Source organism: Gallibacter intestinalis (assembly GCF_014982745.1).
GTDB classification, from domain to species: Bacteria; Bacillota; Clostridia; order Peptostreptococcales; family Anaerovoracaceae; genus Gallibacter; species Gallibacter intestinalis.
The window spans coordinates 182,977-199,478 of record NZ_JADCKA010000002.1 but is presented as its reverse complement, the minus strand read 5'-3'; the positions used below and the strand labels follow the sequence as shown (position 1 = coordinate 199,478).

At 39.5% G+C, this 16,502-nt stretch carries 14 protein-coding genes; 11 read left to right on the top strand and 3 right to left on the bottom strand.

The window, feature by feature from the left end:
* The first annotated feature begins 5 nt into the window (after nt 1–5).
* The gene (locus INF20_RS02360; RefSeq protein WP_226384786.1) at nt 6–746 is read left to right on the top strand and encodes an RsmE family RNA methyltransferase; all 741 of its coding nucleotides are present in this window, start codon (nt 6–8) and stop codon (nt 744–746) included.
* A 93-nt stretch (nt 747–839) separates the two neighbouring features.
* On the opposite strand, the gene INF20_RS02355 is transcribed toward INF20_RS02360, so the two are convergent.
* Entirely contained in the window at nt 840–3,632 is a 2,793-nt protein-coding gene (locus INF20_RS02355; protein ID WP_226384785.1) for a transglycosylase domain-containing protein, read from the bottom strand.
* 393 nt (nt 3,633–4,025) lie between these two features.
* On the opposite strand from INF20_RS02355, the gene INF20_RS02350 reads away from it, so the two are divergent.
* From INF20_RS02350 to gltA, 4 genes are all read left to right on the top strand, one after another.
* Nucleotides 4,026–6,092: a DNA internalization-related competence protein ComEC/Rec2 gene (locus INF20_RS02350; RefSeq protein WP_226384784.1), complete on the top strand. Its 2,067-nt coding sequence runs from the start codon at nt 4,026–4,028 to the stop codon at nt 6,090–6,092.
* Nucleotides 6,093–6,122: 30 nt separating this feature from the next.
* On the top strand, nt 6,123–7,124 hold the full coding sequence (holA, locus tag INF20_RS02345; protein WP_226384783.1) for a DNA polymerase III subunit delta: 1,002 nt from the start codon (nt 6,123–6,125) through the stop codon (nt 7,122–7,124).
* A gap of 104 nt (nt 7,125–7,228) precedes the next feature.
* Nucleotides 7,229–8,119, top strand: coding sequence for a sulfide/dihydroorotate dehydrogenase-like FAD/NAD-binding protein (locus tag INF20_RS02340; protein ID WP_226384782.1), 891 nt, complete (start codon nt 7,229–7,231; stop codon nt 8,117–8,119).
* Nucleotides 8,119–9,507, top strand: coding sequence for an NADPH-dependent glutamate synthase (gene gltA, locus INF20_RS02335; protein WP_226384781.1), 1,389 nt, complete (start codon nt 8,119–8,121; stop codon nt 9,505–9,507). Before INF20_RS02340 ends, gltA begins: the two co-directional genes overlap by 1 nt.
* Nucleotides 9,508–9,577: 70 nt before the next feature.
* Here gltA and INF20_RS02330 read toward each other — a convergent pair whose 3' ends face one another.
* Both INF20_RS02330 and INF20_RS02325 read right to left on the bottom strand, forming a co-directional pair.
* On the bottom strand, nt 9,578–10,354 hold the full coding sequence (locus INF20_RS02330; RefSeq protein WP_226384780.1) for an enoyl-CoA hydratase-related protein: 777 nt from the start codon (nt 10,352–10,354) through the stop codon (nt 9,578–9,580).
* A 103-nt stretch (nt 10,355–10,457) separates the two neighbouring features.
* A complete protein-coding gene (locus INF20_RS02325; RefSeq protein WP_226384779.1) occupies nt 10,458–11,075 on the bottom strand; it encodes a thiamine diphosphokinase in 618 nt (205 codons plus the stop codon).
* Nucleotides 11,076–11,229: 154 nt separating this feature from the next.
* Between INF20_RS02325 and INF20_RS02320 the strand changes: the two genes are divergently transcribed.
* The 6 genes from INF20_RS02320 (at nt 11,230) to INF20_RS02295 (ending at nt 16,499) form a co-directional block, all read left to right on the top strand.
* Nucleotides 11,230–11,925, top strand: coding sequence for a DUF554 domain-containing protein (locus tag INF20_RS02320; protein WP_226384778.1), 696 nt, complete (start codon nt 11,230–11,232; stop codon nt 11,923–11,925).
* Nucleotides 11,926–11,937: 12 nt separating this feature from the next.
* Nucleotides 11,938–12,756, top strand: a complete 819-nt coding sequence (gene nudC / locus INF20_RS02315) for an NAD(+) diphosphatase (protein ID WP_226384777.1) — start codon at nt 11,938–11,940, stop codon at nt 12,754–12,756.
* Between the two features lie 2 nt (nt 12,757–12,758).
* On the top strand, nt 12,759–13,304 hold the full coding sequence (locus tag INF20_RS02310; protein WP_226384776.1) for a hypothetical protein: 546 nt from the start codon (nt 12,759–12,761) through the stop codon (nt 13,302–13,304).
* Nucleotides 13,305–13,487: 183 nt separating this feature from the next.
* Nucleotides 13,488–14,660 carry a CpaF family protein gene (locus INF20_RS02305; protein ID WP_226384775.1) on the top strand — a complete coding sequence of 391 codons (1,173 nt, stop codon included), beginning with the start codon at nt 13,488–13,490 and terminating at the stop codon, nt 14,658–14,660.
* Nucleotides 14,650–15,399 (top strand): type II secretion system F family protein, encoded by a 750-nt coding sequence (locus tag INF20_RS02300; RefSeq protein ID WP_226384774.1) that lies wholly within the window; start codon nt 14,650–14,652, stop codon nt 15,397–15,399. The genes INF20_RS02305 and INF20_RS02300 overlap by 11 nt, the downstream gene beginning before the upstream one ends.
* The gene (locus INF20_RS02295) at nt 15,396–16,499 is read left to right on the top strand and encodes a hypothetical protein (RefSeq protein ID WP_226384773.1); all 1,104 of its coding nucleotides are present in this window, start codon (nt 15,396–15,398) and stop codon (nt 16,497–16,499) included. Before INF20_RS02300 ends, INF20_RS02295 begins: the two co-directional genes overlap by 4 nt.
* The last annotated feature ends 3 nt before the right edge of the window (nt 16,500–16,502 follow it).

Genomic DNA, 16,502 nt, shown 5'->3' with positions numbered 1-16,502 from the left:
TGTTTATGAGAAGATTTTTTGTCACACCAGATGCGGTATCTGATGAATTTATAAGAATAACCGCACCCGAGGATATATCGCATATCTCAAAGGTTCTCAGAATGAAGGTAGGAGATATTCTTGATATCTCCGACTCTGTCAGATGGGAATATAACTGTGAGATAATCGAAATCAACGATGAATCGATTGTATTAAGAATTTTGGATAAGCAGTCCTTTGCCAGAGAGCCTGAGATTAACATCACTCTGTTTCAGGGCGTACCAAAACAGGGTAAGATGGAGACGATAGTTCAGAAAAACACGGAGCTGGGTGTTATAGAGATTGTTCCTGTGTTTATGAGTCGCTGTGTTGTTACCGATAACGGTAAATACGATAAGAAAGTAAAAAGATATAATACTATTGCTCAGGAAGCCGCAAAGCAGTGTAAAAGAGGAACTATACCTGAAGTTTTATCTGCGGTAGATTTCAACGGCATGTTAAAAAGCTTAGATGGGTTTGACAAGGTGATTTTTCCCTATGAAAATGAGGAAAAGGACACTTTAAAAAAGGTTCTTAAGTCATTTGAAGGAGAAGATATAAGGAACATTGCAGTAGTCATAGGTCCAGAAGGCGGATTTTCCGACAGTGAGGCTCAAAGACTATGTGAAAGTGGTGCTTTAAGTGCTTCACTGGGAAAGACTATTTTACGCACAGAAACAGCGGGTATTGTGGCAGTTGCCATGATTATGTATGAAATGGAGCTATAGTTAATGTAAGGCTTAAAAAGAATATAAAAAATTGGCTATAACCCTAAAAAATCAGCGGATACCATATTGGTATCCGCTTTGTTGTGTCTTGAATTAAGCTGATATAAATTGAGACAGGTATTCGTACAGTTCTTCCCTTGATACAGGCGGGATAACAGGAGTCTGTCCGCTGTCGGAACCGGTATTACCTGTATTTCCGCTGTCAGGAGTTTCACCTGTATTACCGCTATCAGGAGGAGTCTGTTGCTCTTGCTGTTCTTGTTCTTTTTTAGCTTCTTCTTCAGCTTTTTTCTTTTCTTCCTCTTCCTTCTTCTTCTTTTCTTCCTCTTCTTTCTTCTTCTTTTCTTCGTCCATAGAAGCATCAAATGTTCTGCCTGCTTCGGTGCCTGTTACATAATATTCACCGTCAATCTTCTTTACATTGTCAGGCTGTGATTTGAGGGAACCGTCCATACCTGAAGTTGCCTTAGTCATAATTGTGCTCCACAGGGATGCAACGGCATCAGAGGTAGCATCTATTGTTATATTTACATCATTACCAATCCATAATGCTGCTGAATACTGAGGCGTAAATCCACAGAACCAGATATCCATGGAGTCGGAAGTTGTACCTGTTTTTCCGGCTGTAGTCTGTCCGGATACCTGAGCGTTTGCAGCTATACCGTTTGTTACGGTAGTTCTTAGGATATCCTGAGTTACAAAGGCTACGCCTTCATCCAGAACTTCAGTGCTCTGAGGATCTGTTTCAAGCACCAATTCACCGTGTTTATCTTCAACCTTTGTATAGGTAATTGAATCGACGCGGGTACCACCGTTGGCAATTGTACCGAAGGCTCCACTCATTTCAAGAGGAGAAATACCCTTAGTCATACCTCCGAGGGCAAGAGCAGAAGGGTTCTTATCGTTTACAGAACCGTCTTCCACAACGGTTGATATACCAAACTTTTTAAGCTGTTCTATGGCATAGTCGCTGCCAACCTGCTGATAAACACGAACGGCAGTAGTATTTACAGACTGTTCAACAGCCTTTCTCATGGTCATTTCGCCCTTATAGCCGTCATACCAGTTCTTTGGCCAGTCCTTGCCGTTGTATTTAATAGGAGCGTCATTTATACCGCTGGAGGCTGTCCAATAGTCACCGTAGTATTTTGAATTTGTTTTGCTGTCAAATTCTGTAAAGCTCATCGGTGTACCTGCTTCAGCTGCTTCATAACCCTGCTGAAGAGCAGAGGAGTAAATTGCCAGAGGCTTGATTGAGGAACCAGGCTGACGAGGATTGATTGCTCTGTTGTAAAGCATTCTTCCTGAAGTGCCTCTTCCTCCAACCATGGCTTTTATTTCACCGGTTTTATAGTCGGTGATTACCATTGCTGCCTGAGGCTGTCTTACGCTGGCTCTCAGGGTGTAGCATGATTTATCTACTGTATAGCTGTCTCCACTCTTTACAAAGAAGCCCTTGGTTTGATCTTTGCTTCCAAAGAATGAGCTGTCAATTACCAGATTACCGTCTTCATCCAGGCTCTTGTACTGGGCAGGAACATTTATAACGCCGCCTTCAATACTGTAGAGAGCTCTGTCTTTGAATTCATACATATCTTTGAATTCAATGTTGTAATCCTGCACTCCGTTGTAAGAAGTAGAGTAGAAGTTCAATCTCTTTCCTGCAAGGAGAATCAGGTTTCCATCGATTTCCTTATATTCACTCTTGGAGAGGGTGAATGTGCCTTTACTGTTGAAGTAATTGTCATAATCGTAAAGGGTTATCTGACCGTTGGACCCGATGATATTTCCGTTGCCATCGTAATTTATATTTGTATTGCTCGGGAAGTTATAGTTGTTTGCAAATGCATCTTCTACAGCCTTCTGAGCTTTACTGTTCAGAGAAGTATATATGCGCAGTCCACCGGAGTAGATTTTTTCTCTGGCCTCCTGAGCTGTATAGTTATACTTTTCTATAAGGTTATCGGTAACCTGCTCAATCATGTAGTCGACAAAGTAAGATGTTCCGCTGGAAGCGCTTGAAGCAACCACATCCAATTTATCCTTAAGATCTGTAGCAAGAGCCTTTTCATGTTCTTCGGCAGTTATATATCCCTGCTCTTCCATGAGTCTTAGTGTTGCCTCTCTTCTGTCCTTGGAAGCATCACCGTTGTAATAATAGATATAGTCGGAGTTTTCATATATTACCGGCTGGCTTTCTTCAAGACCGGCATCACCTTCCGCTGCATCTCTTTTCTTAACAAGGGCATAGCTGTCCGGTGCCTTTGGCAAGGCTGCTAGAGAAACGCATTCTACTAGGTCTAGATCCTTAGCGTCCTTATTGTAGTAGGATTGCGCTGCCGACTGTACTCCGTATGAATTATTGCCAAGGTAAATGGAGTTAAGATATGCTTCCATTATCTCTTCCTTGGTGAGGTTTGATTCAAGTATTACGGTATAGTAGGCCTCGGATATTTTTCTGCTTAAAGAACGAACGCTCTTTGTTTCGGAAAGATATACGTTTCTGGCCAGCTGCTGAGTAATCGTACTTGTACCGCTGATACCGCCACCAGAGGTGAGGCTTTCCTTTATGGCTCCGAATATTCGTGTAATATTAAAGCCGTGATGTTTCCAGAAGGTCTTATCTTCTATGGCTACTACCGCATTGATAAGATCTTCAGGCATTTCGTCGTAACTTATATTTGTCCTGTTACTGCCGTCAAGATAGAGACTCTCTATAACTTCTCCCTGGTCATCTAAAAGCACTGAGCTTTCGGGAAGATAGTCGTAGATGTTATCAGGGTCTATCTTAGGTGTGTTGGCTATTACCGTAAAAGCGTAAATCCATACGAATACGCACATGGCAATACCGAACATAACGACCCATTTCAAGACTTTCTTTACCATATTCTCATCCTTTCTCAGAATAATTATATACCAATCTATTATACCACATTTGCAACGGGTTGGAAGGATATTTTACTTTTATGTAGCATGTGTTCACAAAAGGAATTGACAAAATATGGTAATAAATATACCATATAAATGCGGGAAAGATACGGAAACTGTATGAGACGACCTCTTGTGCTTCCCGCAATTTTTTTATGTGTCGGAATAATGGCAGGAAATTATCTATTATCTGGGATATCGCCTTTGATAATTGGCATACCTTTTATTTTTGCTGTCATCTTACTTCCCGCTGAAATGAAAAAGAGCATAATCTGGGCTTTAGCAGGATTTTTTCTTTTAATATATTTCAATAATGCTATGACGGGTATGGAAGATAAGGTGGGCCAGGAGATGACTTTAAAAGGCTCAGCAAGATATGTTACGGAAGGTGAAAGCAGCTACGGACAGGAAAAGCATGACTTTTTTCTGTATACTGATTCAGGCGTCAAAATAAAGATTGCTTATTATGGGGAAGTTGAAAAGCGGCTGGCGGGAAGGGAGGTTGAAGTTACAGGAGAACTTGAAAAGCCTGCGGGAGTTCGAAATCCAGGTTGCTTTGATTATTCCATTTATCTGAAAAGCAGAGGAGTTGCTTATACAATGACGGCAGACAGCCTGCAAATTGTAAACGAAGAATATAAAGGCATTATTGAAAGGTTTTTAGCCCTAACAGATAAAATTAGATATGATTTTAGCCAAGAAATAAAAAACGTGATGGATTCAAAGACTGCCGGAGTTATGAAAGCTATGATGTTCGGTGTAAAGGATGAGATGGATGATGATATCTACAATGAGTTTCAGAAAAACGGAACAGCACATCTTTTGGCGGTTTCTGGACTTCATATGAGCTTGCTTTACGGTATGCTGGCGGTGGTTTTAAGCGCAGGAAGAAAGAAAGTAACAAACATTACAGTTATATTGCTTTTGTTTATATACGCTGCCTTATCGGACTTTACACCGTCTATAATGCGAGCTTTCGTTATGATAACTGTGAACATTATAGGTAAATTGATTCATGGAAGATATGATCTAATGAATTCAGGAGCGTTTTCAGTGTTGCTACTTTTATTTATGAATCCATACAGCCTATTTCACAGCGGCTTTCAAATGTCATTTCTTGCTATTTTTATTATGGCAGCGGCACTTATAAGATTTAAAAACATTCCAATGAAGAAGGTTGTGAAAAACACTTTGCTGCCTGTTTTGACAATTCAGTCTGCCATGTCAGTTTATATCTGCTATAACTTCAATTATTTTTCGTTTACAGCTTTTATTGCAAACGTTCCAGTGACTTTAATATCATCTTGGCTACTTCCAATGGGAATAGTTGCCCTTTTTATGACATTGAGCATAGGTTACATACCACAGTTTTATGGCAACCTTATGGAACAAGTTACCGATATGATGCTAAAATCCAATTCTTATACCTATATGGAGGGAATAGGCACTTTTGATACGGTAAGTCCGTCGATATTTACTGTGATGCTTTTTTATGGTCTTTTCTTTATGCTTTTAAGCGAGGATATTATGGTTTCCTTTTCTAGAAAGAAGTATAGAAGAATTGCATCTATTATTATCGTTATTTTGGTAGGCTGCAGCTTCCTTCAGATAGCAGAAAGAGATGGTTTTGAAAACGCAGATGTGATGTTTATAGACGTGGGGCAAGGTAACTGTATGCTTTTCAAAAGCGAGGACGGTAGGACCATGCTTGTGGATGGCGGAGGTAGTCCGGCTTATGATACTGGTATTAAGACGGTGAAACCGACGCTTTTAAAAAACGGCGTTAAAAAAATAGATGTGGCTGTTGTTACGCATCTTGATAACGATCATTATCTGGGAATAAAAAGCCTTGCAGCCGATGGTATGATAGAAAAAATTGCTTTTTATGAGGGAAATAAGGCAATTGAAGACAAATTGGCAGAAGAATGCAATATGGAAACCTCAGATTTTATTTTTCTTGCCAGAGGCGATAGATTACAATGCGGTGATAATCTCACGGCAGATATAATTGCACCGGACAGAAAGAGACCTAAAGAGTATCAAAGGGAATATGATGCAGGTGATGAAAATATACGAAGCCTAGTTTTTAAGGTAAATCTGGATGGGCTTACATTTCTTGTAACCGGTGATATAGATACTGAAGTTGAAAATGAGCTTAAAGGCGATTTGAAAGCAGATGTTTTGCAAGTGCCACATCATGGCAGTGCAGGAAGCTCCGGTGATGAATTTATAGAGAGGGTTTCTCCTAAGGAGGCTGTATTTCAGGTGGGTAAAAATAATTACGGTCACCCTTCTCCTAAGGTTATTGAAAAGTATCAAAATAAGTGTATAATCATAAACAGAAACGATGAAGACGGTGCAATAGGCTTTATTATTTCAAATGGCCGTTATAAAAAAGTAACGGTAATCAAAGGATAATTCGCTTTCAATAGAAACGGACAGTTTATAATGGCATTTTATGGCAAGCAAAAAAAAGAACATGATTTCAGAAGGTTTCAAAGGGACCTTAAGGAGGACAAATTCGGTGAACTTGTCCTTTTTTGCGGTGAAGAAGAATATCTTTCCAGCTGGGCCTGCGAAATGCTCATTGAAAAATATATAAATCCGGTAACAAAGGCCCTTGATCTTGATGTAATAAACCTTGAACTTGCCCAACCAGACGATATTATTACAAGCTGTGAAACATCACCTATGCTTTCTGAAAGGAAAATAGTTCTTTTAAAGCATTACAACGGAGAATTTGCATCTGAGCTTGCAGATTATGCTAAAGACATGCCTTCAACGGTACTTCTTGTAATAACCTGCAAAGAAGCGGATAAACGCTTGGCTGAAAAAGCATCCTTATATGAGTTTGGACCTCTCTACAGAGAAGAGCTGGAGGGATTTGTATCCAAAAGATTTAAGGCGGCCGATAAGAATGTTTCAAGGGGAATAATCACTACTCTTATAAATGAGAGTGGCTATCTCAATAAGGATATAGATTATAATCTGTATAATCTACAAGGAGACTTAAAAAAAATTATCGCTTTGAGCGGTGATGAAATAACTTTAGATGACATAAGAAGCGGAATTTCCGATAATTTAGAGCACGGCGTTTTTACATTGCTTGATGTCATAAGCGGAAACAGAAAGGATAAGGCCTTTGATCTTTTGCATCAGCTGCTTTTATCGGGTACAGACCGTTTTAAACTTCTCGCCTCTGTGATTTCTCAGCTTGAACTTATGCTTCAGGCCAAAGAAATGAGTGAAGGAGGACTTAGAATAGGTGAAATCAAGAAAGCATTGAAAGCACATGAATACAGAGTGCAGAAGGCTTTGGATTTTGCAAGAAGCTATAGCATTTCGGATTTAAAGAGGATTTTATCGGTGGCATATACCACTGATACGAGAATTAAAAGTGGACTTCTTGAGGGTCAACTGGCTCTTGAGATGCTGATAGCTGAAATTTGACAAAAAAGCATTGCTATATAAATGGAAGGGTTATATAATTGATATTGACAAAATATTAACATAGCTTATGCTTTAAATTTTTTATTATATCAGGGAGGACGGAAATGTATAAAATTTTAGAGGCTAAAAAGCTGGCCGAAAACATTTACCTCATGAATGTGGAAGCTCCTCGTGTAGCAAAGCATTGCGAACCGGGACAGTTCGTAATCGTAAAGATTGACGAAAAGGGCGAAAGAGTTCCTTTGACAATCTGTGATTACGACGCTGAAGCAGGTACAGTAACAATCGTTTTCCAGACGGTTGGCGCTTCCACTAAGAGAATGGCTGACCTTAAGGCAGGAGATAGCTTCCGCGACTTTACAGGTCCGCTCGGTTGTCCATCGGAATTTGTGAATGAGGACATCGAAGAGCTGAAGAAAAAGAACATTCTCTTCATCGGAGGAGGCGTAGGAGCAGCACCGGTATATCCTCAGGTAAAATGGATGAAACAGCACGGCATTGATGTGGATGTTATTGTAGGCTCCAAGACAAAGGATATGCTTATTCTTGAGGATGAGATGAAGGCTGTATCCGGTAACTACTATCCATGTACTGATGACGGATCTTATGGACATTCTGGTATGGTTACAACAAAGCTTGAACAGCTGGTTAAAGAAGAAGGTAAAAAGTACGACCTCTGCGTAGCAATAGGTCCTATGATAATGATGAAGTTTGCATGCCTGATGACAAAAGATTTAGGTATTCCGACAATTGTCAGCATGAACCCTATCATGGTTGACGGAACTGGTATGTGCGGAGCATGCCGTCTGCATGTGGGCGATGAAATTAAGTTTGCATGTGTTGATGGCCCTGAATTTGACGGACATCTTGTTAACTTCGACGAAGCTATGAAGAGACAGGCAATGTATAAAACAGAAGAAGGAAGAGCTCTGCTCAAATTGCAGGAAGGTGATACACATCACGGCGGATGTGGACATTGCGGAGGTGACAACTGATGGCAGATATGTTAAAGAGAGTTCCTGTTAGAGAGCAGGATCCTAAGGAAAGAGCAAAGAATTTCGAAGAAGTTTGTTACGGTTACAATCTGGAAGAGGCAATGGAAGAAGCCGCCAGATGTCTTAACTGTAAAAATGCTAAGTGTATAGAAGGTTGTCCGGTATCTATAAATATTCCGGGCTTTATAAGCAAGGTTAAGGAAGGAGATATTGAAGGAGCTTATCAGGTAATAGGCGAATCTTCAGCACTTCCTGCAATCTGCGGAAGAGTATGTCCTCAGGAATCCCAGTGCGAATGCAAGTGCATTAGAGGTATTAAGGGGGATCCTGTATCAATCGGTAAGCTGGAAAGATTTGTTGCAGACTATGCTCTTGAAAACGACATTAAACCAAAGAAGGCTGAAAAGACAAACGGCCATAAGGTTGCTGTAATAGGTTCAGGCCCTTCAGGACTTACTTGCGCAGGAGATTTGGCAAAGCTGGGATACGAAGTTACAGTATTTGAAGCTCTCCATGAACTGGGCGGCGTGCTTGTATACGGTATTCCTGAATTCCGTCTGCCTAAGGAAAAGGTAGTTAAAAAGGAAATCGAAAAGGTTAGAGAACTGGGCGTTAAGTTTGAAACAAACGTAGTAATCGGTAAATCCACAACAATTGATCAGCTTATCGAAGAAGAGGATTTTGAGGCTGTATTTATCGGTTCCGGCGCAGGACTTCCTATGTTTATGGGTATTCCTGGTGAAACTGCTAACGGCGTTTTTTCTGCCAACGAATATCTGACAAGAAGTAATCTTATGAAGGCCTTTGACGATTCCTATGATACTCCTATTGTTGCAGGTAAGAAGGTTGCAGTAGTAGGTGGCGGAAACGTTGCTATGGATGCTGCAAGAACAGCTTTAAGACTTGGTGCAGAGGTTCACATTGTTTACAGAAGAAGTGAAGCAGAACTTCCTGCCAGAGTCGAAGAAGTGCATCATGCCAAAGAAGAAGGAGTTATCTTTGATCTTCTGAGAAACCCTAAAGAAATCCTTGTTGATGATAACGGCTGGGTAAAGGGCATGAAGGTTATAAAAATGGAACTTGGCGAACCTGATGAATCAGGAAGAAGAAGACCGGTTGAAGTTGCAGGCTCCGAATATGAAATAGAAGTGGATACAGTTATCATGTCTTTGGGTACTTCACCAAATCCATTGATAGCTTCTACTACTAACGGACTTGAAACAAATAAGAAAAAGTGTATTGTTGCTGATGAAGAAAACGGACAGACATCAAAGGCATATGTATTTGCCGGTGGTGATGCAGTAACAGGAGCTGCTACAGTAATCCTTGCCATGGGTGCAGGTAAAGCTGGTGCCAAGGGCATACATGAACTTCTTTCAGCAAAATAACTGATTATAAAATCGCATAAAAACGGGACCCAAGATAGGTCCCGTTTTGTTTGTTTTTGTTCGATAATCTTTATTTTTTCTTGAATGCTGCATTTGTCTTGTTTAAGAAAGCGGACATTCCTTCCTTCTGGTCTTCTGTTGAGAAAAGCTGACCGAAGGATTCGATTTCAATCTTTGAAGCAATCTTCATGTCGAGATTGTAACCGTCATTTATTGCTGATTTGGCAAGTCCGATTGCCAGCTGTGCCTTGGCAGAAATCTTCTTAGCGATGCCACAAACCTCGTCCATAAGAGCATCAGGTTCAACAACCTTTTCTACAAGACCAATTCTCAGAGCTTCCTGGGCATCAATTGTGTCAGCAGTGAAAATGAGATATTTAGCCATTCCTCTGCCAACAAGTCTTGGCAGTCTCTGAGTTCCGCCAAAGCCAGGTATAATTCCGAGGCCTACTTCAGGCTGTCCAAATTTTGCCTTTGAAGAAGCAACTCTTATATCACATGCCATGGCAAGCTCACATCCGCCACCGAGGGCAAAGCCGTTTACAGCCGCGATAATTGGCTTTTCTATGTTTTCCATGTAATTCATAAGCTTGTGGCCCTTTATACCCAGGTTTCTACCTTCAAGTGTGGACATTGTGCTCATGGCAACGATGTCGGCACCTGCAACAAAGGCTCTTCCTTCACCTGTAAGAATAGCCACATCTGCGTTTTCGTCAGCTTCAAACTGCTCAAAGGCCTTATACAGTTCGTCCAGCACCTGCGGATTTAAAGCATTCAGCGCCTGAGGGCGGTTGACAGTAATCAGAACGATACCGTCCTTTGTTTCATACTTGATAGTTTCGAACATAGTTATTTCCTTTCCTCTTTGCTTTGTTAAAATTATAACAACTATAATTTAATTATAGCATCACTAATGGAACTGTCAACTGTTTAAAGGACATATGATTGCACTAAAGCAAAGTCCTTACAACTATCAAAATGCCTGTTTTGAAGCTTACTTCTATTTGACTGTCTACAAATTCGTTGCTTATTCCCAGGGGAAAGGAATTTGTGATAGTGTGGTTATTTAAAGGATAGTAAGCACCCTTATAGGTAAGGCCTGTTACCTCAGGGGTATGAGCAAAAGCAGAAAATTTCATTCCGGCGCCGCCTTTATATATTCTGGTGCCGGGTCTTTGTACTGTTATGCTCTGCATTGGGTCAATCATATTTATTTCCACACCGTTTTCAGAATAATGAACGATGTTCTGGATGTTTCCTATGGTGTGATCTACCCGACCGCCTATGCCTCCTATGATTGTGATTTCTTTTGCATGGTTTTCAATGGCAAGGGATAGGGCCAGCTGAAGATCGGTATCATCCTTTTCCACCGGAACTTTTATAACATTGTCACCTTTGGGAGCATGACCAAGAGAATCAAAATCACCTACTATAAGATCTGGAGTTATTCCTGCTCGTTCGGCATAAACAACTCCGCCGTCTGCACAGATTATAAAATCTGCAGCGGTATCCCTTATAAGCTCGTCTATTTTGTCCTTTTCGCCTTCAATATATGAAGTTATTATCATTATTTTTTTCTTTTCCATGGGAGATATTATATTACATTTTGCATTAAAAGACAAAGCGTACATTCCTTGATTATCATGACATTTTTAGTGTATAATTTAAACTGGATTTTGTACACGGCAATAAAATACGACAGAAGGGAGCAGTACAGAAAACATGATATTTATAGGACCTTTAGCAGATGCTCTTGCAGTGTTGGTGGGAGGACTTGCAGGTACGGCCATAGGTGACAGAATAAGCGACAGATTAAATAATATAATGATGCAGGCTCTTGGACTTGCCAGTATATTTATCGGAATTTCCGGTGCACTGGTAGGTGAAAATATTATGGTTTGCATTCTTTCTCTGGTAATAGGAGGAATTATAGGCAATCTGTGCGATTTGGACGGCAGGATGAATAGACTTGGCGACTTTATGGATAGAAAGCTTAAAAAAATCAGCTTCTTTAAAAAGTCAGGCAAGTTTACAGAAGGATTTATACTTGCGACGGTTATGAGCTGTACCGGCGGAATGGCGATTGTAGGTAGTATTGAAAGCGGCATCAACCTTAATCACGATATAATGTTTTCAAAGGCTGTTATAGACTTGTGCATGGGAGTAATACTTGCTTCCACATTATCCATCGGTGTAATTTTTGCATCTGTTCCTTTGATTTTGTATCAGGGCACACTAACTCTGATTGCCGCAATGATTGGGGAATTTTTGACTCAGACAACAATAAATGAAATGTCATGTGTAGGCAATATACTTATAATGGCCATGGGGCTTAATGTAATAAAGGCTACGGATATCAAGGTGGCAAATCTGTTGCCGGCACCTTTTTTGCCTATTATATTATGCCTATTTATGTAAGAGAGGTTAGCTATGCTTCACGAAATATATCCCAGCGTTCTGGATAATCATTTTGAAAAAAGAGAACCGAAAGATGATGCTTTATGCATATCAATAAACAATGGTGCAATACTTCTGGTGGAGGAAGAAGAGATATGTTTTCCGAGATATGGTGATATAAAGTTTGAAGTGGGATCTTATGTGTATCTCTTTTCCCTAGACGAAACTGAGTTTTACATGGTGGAAATGCTTTCCGGGGATATTTTGGGATGTAGTTATGTACCTATGAGCGTATTTCGCAAAATGAAGCCTAAAAATTATCTTTATGCAGGTATGACTGCGTATCATCTATATGTATGGTACAGGGATAACAGGTTTTGCGGAAGATGTGGTGGTAAGCTTGCTCACAGCGATAAAGAAAGGATGCTTCACTGTGACAAGTGTGGAAATTCCATATATCCGAAGATAATGCCAGCTGTAATTGTGGCGGTAACTAAAGGCGATAGTATACTTGTGACCGCGTACAGAGATAGACCATATAAAGGCTATGCTCTTATAGCAGGTTTTACTGAAATCGGTGAAACTGCAGAGGGAACTGTAGCAAGGGAAGTTATGGAGGAAGCAGGTATTAGGGTAAAAAATATAAGATATTATGCTTCCCAGCCTTGGGGTATAGCACAGGATTTGCTTTTAGGCTATGTATGTGAAGCAGACGGTGATGATGAAATCATAATAGATGAAAATGAGCTGTCCTTTGCAAAATGGATAAAAAGATCGGAACTGGAAGTGAAAAAAGAAGATGTTTCCATGACAAACGATATGCTTGTTAAATTTAAAGAAGGGAAAATATAAATATGAAAAAAACAGTAAAAAGAGTTGCAGCTGTGATGATGGCATTCTTGATATGCATCAGTATGACGGCATGTGTGGAAAAGCAGTCATACGCAGAGTTTGACGAAGGAACCCAACATGTGGTTTTTAAAGATCTTGAAATAGATATCCCGTCTGCATGGGTTATGGACGAGGAAGAAAGCACTGATAACAGCGTTTGGTATCATAAAAATGTCCGCAGCGTTACTCAGAGCATGTTTTATATGAGTTCTGGTCAGACAAAGGAAGACTTTGATGCAGCTAATGAGGAAGACAGATTCTTTGATCAGTATCTCATCGAGCTTGGAAGAAGTGAAGGCGTAACCAATATGTCAAAGGCTGAGGCAAGTGAGTTTGCAGGAAACCAGATGCGTTATGTGACATATGATCAAGATATAAGCCACCATGACTATAAGGTGCAGACTTATCTTATACTTAAGGGCAAAACTTATTACAATATAACCTTCGGTACATTCGTGGATAACGAAGATGATTTCGCAAAATCCTTTGAAACTCTGGAAATGAAGTAAATTTTCATAATGAATAGTCGTAAATTTCCCATAAATGGTTAATCCGTTTATGGGATTTTTTTTGCGAAAAACAATTACATAATTTTCCAAAAATCTATTGCTAATAACAAGTAAATGGTATAATATGGAAACATAAAAATGGAAAAATAAGGAAATTACAACCGATAATATAAGGTATATGAAATGTTGGTTAAAGAATTTACAGAAGAAATAAGAAATAAGCTTTCAGGCATAGAAAAGGAACTGGACAGACATGAGCTTATCGGATTTATTGAAAGTATTGCCTTAAAGGAAATCGCCTTTGAAAATATGTCTGTTAAAGATATTCATAAGATTTCAAAAAGAGTCTTTTACGCCGTTGGAAGCGACGTGTCAGTGCTTGAGCCCTACATTGATGATGAAAATGTATCTGAAATTATGGTAAACGGGCCGGGTGATGTATTCATTGAAAAAGAAGGAAAACTGATTAAAACAGAAGATAGTTTCTTTGATACGCAAGAGCTTGAGGAGGTCTTAAGAAGAATTGCAGGTAAAGTTCACAGGGAAATAAATGAGCTGGTGCCAATAGTTGATGCTAGACTTCCTGATGGTTCCAGAGTAAATGGAGTTTATAAAAATATTGCCATTGGCGGACCAATACTTACCATAAGAAAATTTCCTAAAATAAATATGTCCATGGAAAATCTTATAGAAATTGGAACCATAACCGCTGAAGCAGCCGAATTTCTTAAAAATATGATGCAATCGGGAGCTAACATCTTTATATCAGGAGGAACATCCACAGGCAAAACGACTTTCTTAAGCGCAATGACAGGATATATAGGCAAGGAAGAAAGAGTAATCGTTATTGAAGATAGTGCAGAGCTCAAACTGTCAGGGATAGATAATCTGGTGAGAATGGAATGCCGAATATCATCAGGAGGGCGTGTGGATATAGGAATGAATGAGCTAATTAAGGCAAGTCTGAGAATGAGACCCGACAGGCTTATAATCGGTGAAATAAGAGATGGAAAAGCTCTCTTGGATATGCTAAACGGTCTTAATACAGGACACAGCGGCATATGTACAGGTCATGGTAATTCCGCTGCAGGTATGATAAGGCGAATGGAAGCTTTGTATATGCAGGAAGCAGATTTTCCTATTGAAGCTATTGACGAACAGATTGCAGAAGGGATAGATATTATAATTCATCTTGTTCGCAGTGAAGAAAATAAAAGATATGTAAAGGAAATATCAGAATTATACATAAACAGTAAAGGAAGGATAGCGCTAAACAAATTATTTGTAGATGATGATAGCAGGCTTTTTAGGACGGGAAATCAGATAAAAAGAAAGGAAAAACTTCATGAAAAATGAATGTATAAAATATGTCCCTGAAGTAAAAGAAAGATTAATTTACTATGTTATTGCCTATACAGCAAGCGGTGCGCTGCTATATCTCTTCTATAAGAATATAGGTGTATCAGTGATATTTGGTACATTAGGGGTTTTTACGGAAAAATATTACTGCGAGTACAAGTTAAAAAGACAAATGGAAAGGATAACTCTGCAGTTCAGAGATCTTCTCTACAGTATAGGAAGTTCGATTTCCGCCGGAAGATATCTGCAAGAGGCTCTTGAAGAAGGAGAAGTTGCCTTAAAGGTCATATACGGAGAAAAAAGCCTTTTAGCTGATGAGCTTGAAAGCATAAATAAAAATATCAGAACCAGTAGGATTGATAGCAAAGATGCTCTTATAGAGTTAGCTGAAAGGAGTGGCTCTGATGATATAAGAAATTTTGCTGAAGTCTGTGGTATATGCAGAGAAACTGGAGGCGATATGCAAAAGGTAATTTCCGAAGCAGCTGCAAATATAGCGGATAAAATGAGAGTAAAAAAGGAAATAAGGACTCTTATGGCTCAAAAAAGATTTGAGGCTCGTATTGTAAGTCTGATGCCCATCGCTGTAATAACGATGCTTAATTTAATATCACCGGATTATCTTCAGCCTCTTTATGGAGGAATTCAGGGTCGGCTTATTATGACGGCGGCTCTTGCAGGTTTTGTAGTTTCATGTCTGTGGATGTTTAGACTCACTGAGGTGGAAAGCATATGAGAACCAATATGAAGAAATGGGAGTTAAAGAGAAAAGTTAAAAGGACAGGAGATAGATATCTTGGAGATAAGGGATATCTGTCAGAGAAGTTTAAAAACATTTATGGAGGAGGGGATTACAGTGAAGAGATAGAAAAAATAAGAAATAGCAACAGAAACAGATATATTTTATGCACAGTTGTTATTTTGATGGTATTTGCTCTGTTTATAAAGGATAACATTATGGCAGGTGCAGATATTAAAGCAGATGAAAACGGCTTTGTAAAGGAAATATCAAGGGACGATAAAAATAAAGATGTTTTTGTTTCAATGGAGGTGTATGGGCAGAGAGATGGAGAAGTATTTAAAAAATCGGTGGATATAAATGCCGGATTGCAGGATAAAGCAGAAAATACATCTGAAGCTAATTATGAAGAAGATGATGAGGCAATGTTAGGTTACAGAATTGATGAGGCTGCTAGAATAGCTGCATCAGAAGGAAGTGATAGCATTATTCTTCCTGACAGACTTTCGGACGGAACGCGTATATTTTGGAAGCAGCAGGAGCAGAGCAGCTGGATTTTTCTTATATTGATTGTACCGGTGCTGTTTTATGCTGTATATAGAAGCAGATTCAATTATGTAAATAGAAAAGAGGAGCAATCAAGGGAATCGGTAATGAAGGAGCTGCCGGAATTTTTAGGAAGACTTACTCTTCTTTTAGGCGCAGGCATGGTTTTGACATCGGCATTTGAAAGGATAATAGATGATAGACGGTCAACTCAAATGGATAATGATACCTACTTTTACAATCAGATGAAAAGAATTGCTGAAGATTTTAAAAGGACAAATCGACCGATACATAAAGGAATAGAGGATTTTGCAAAAAGAAGTAGAATAAAGGAATTTATAAGAGTATCGGGTATAATTTCCGATAACGTGGATAAAGGAACTGAGCTAATTCAAAAGCTGGATGCGGAAAGCGGAGCGATGTGGTTTGCAAGAAAGCAAAATATGGAGGAAAAAGGCAGAATGGCTGAAAGTAAGCTTATCGCCCCACTGATGCTTATGCTGGTAATACTGGTTGTAATAACAGTTGCGCCAGCACTTATGGAAATGTGAGAT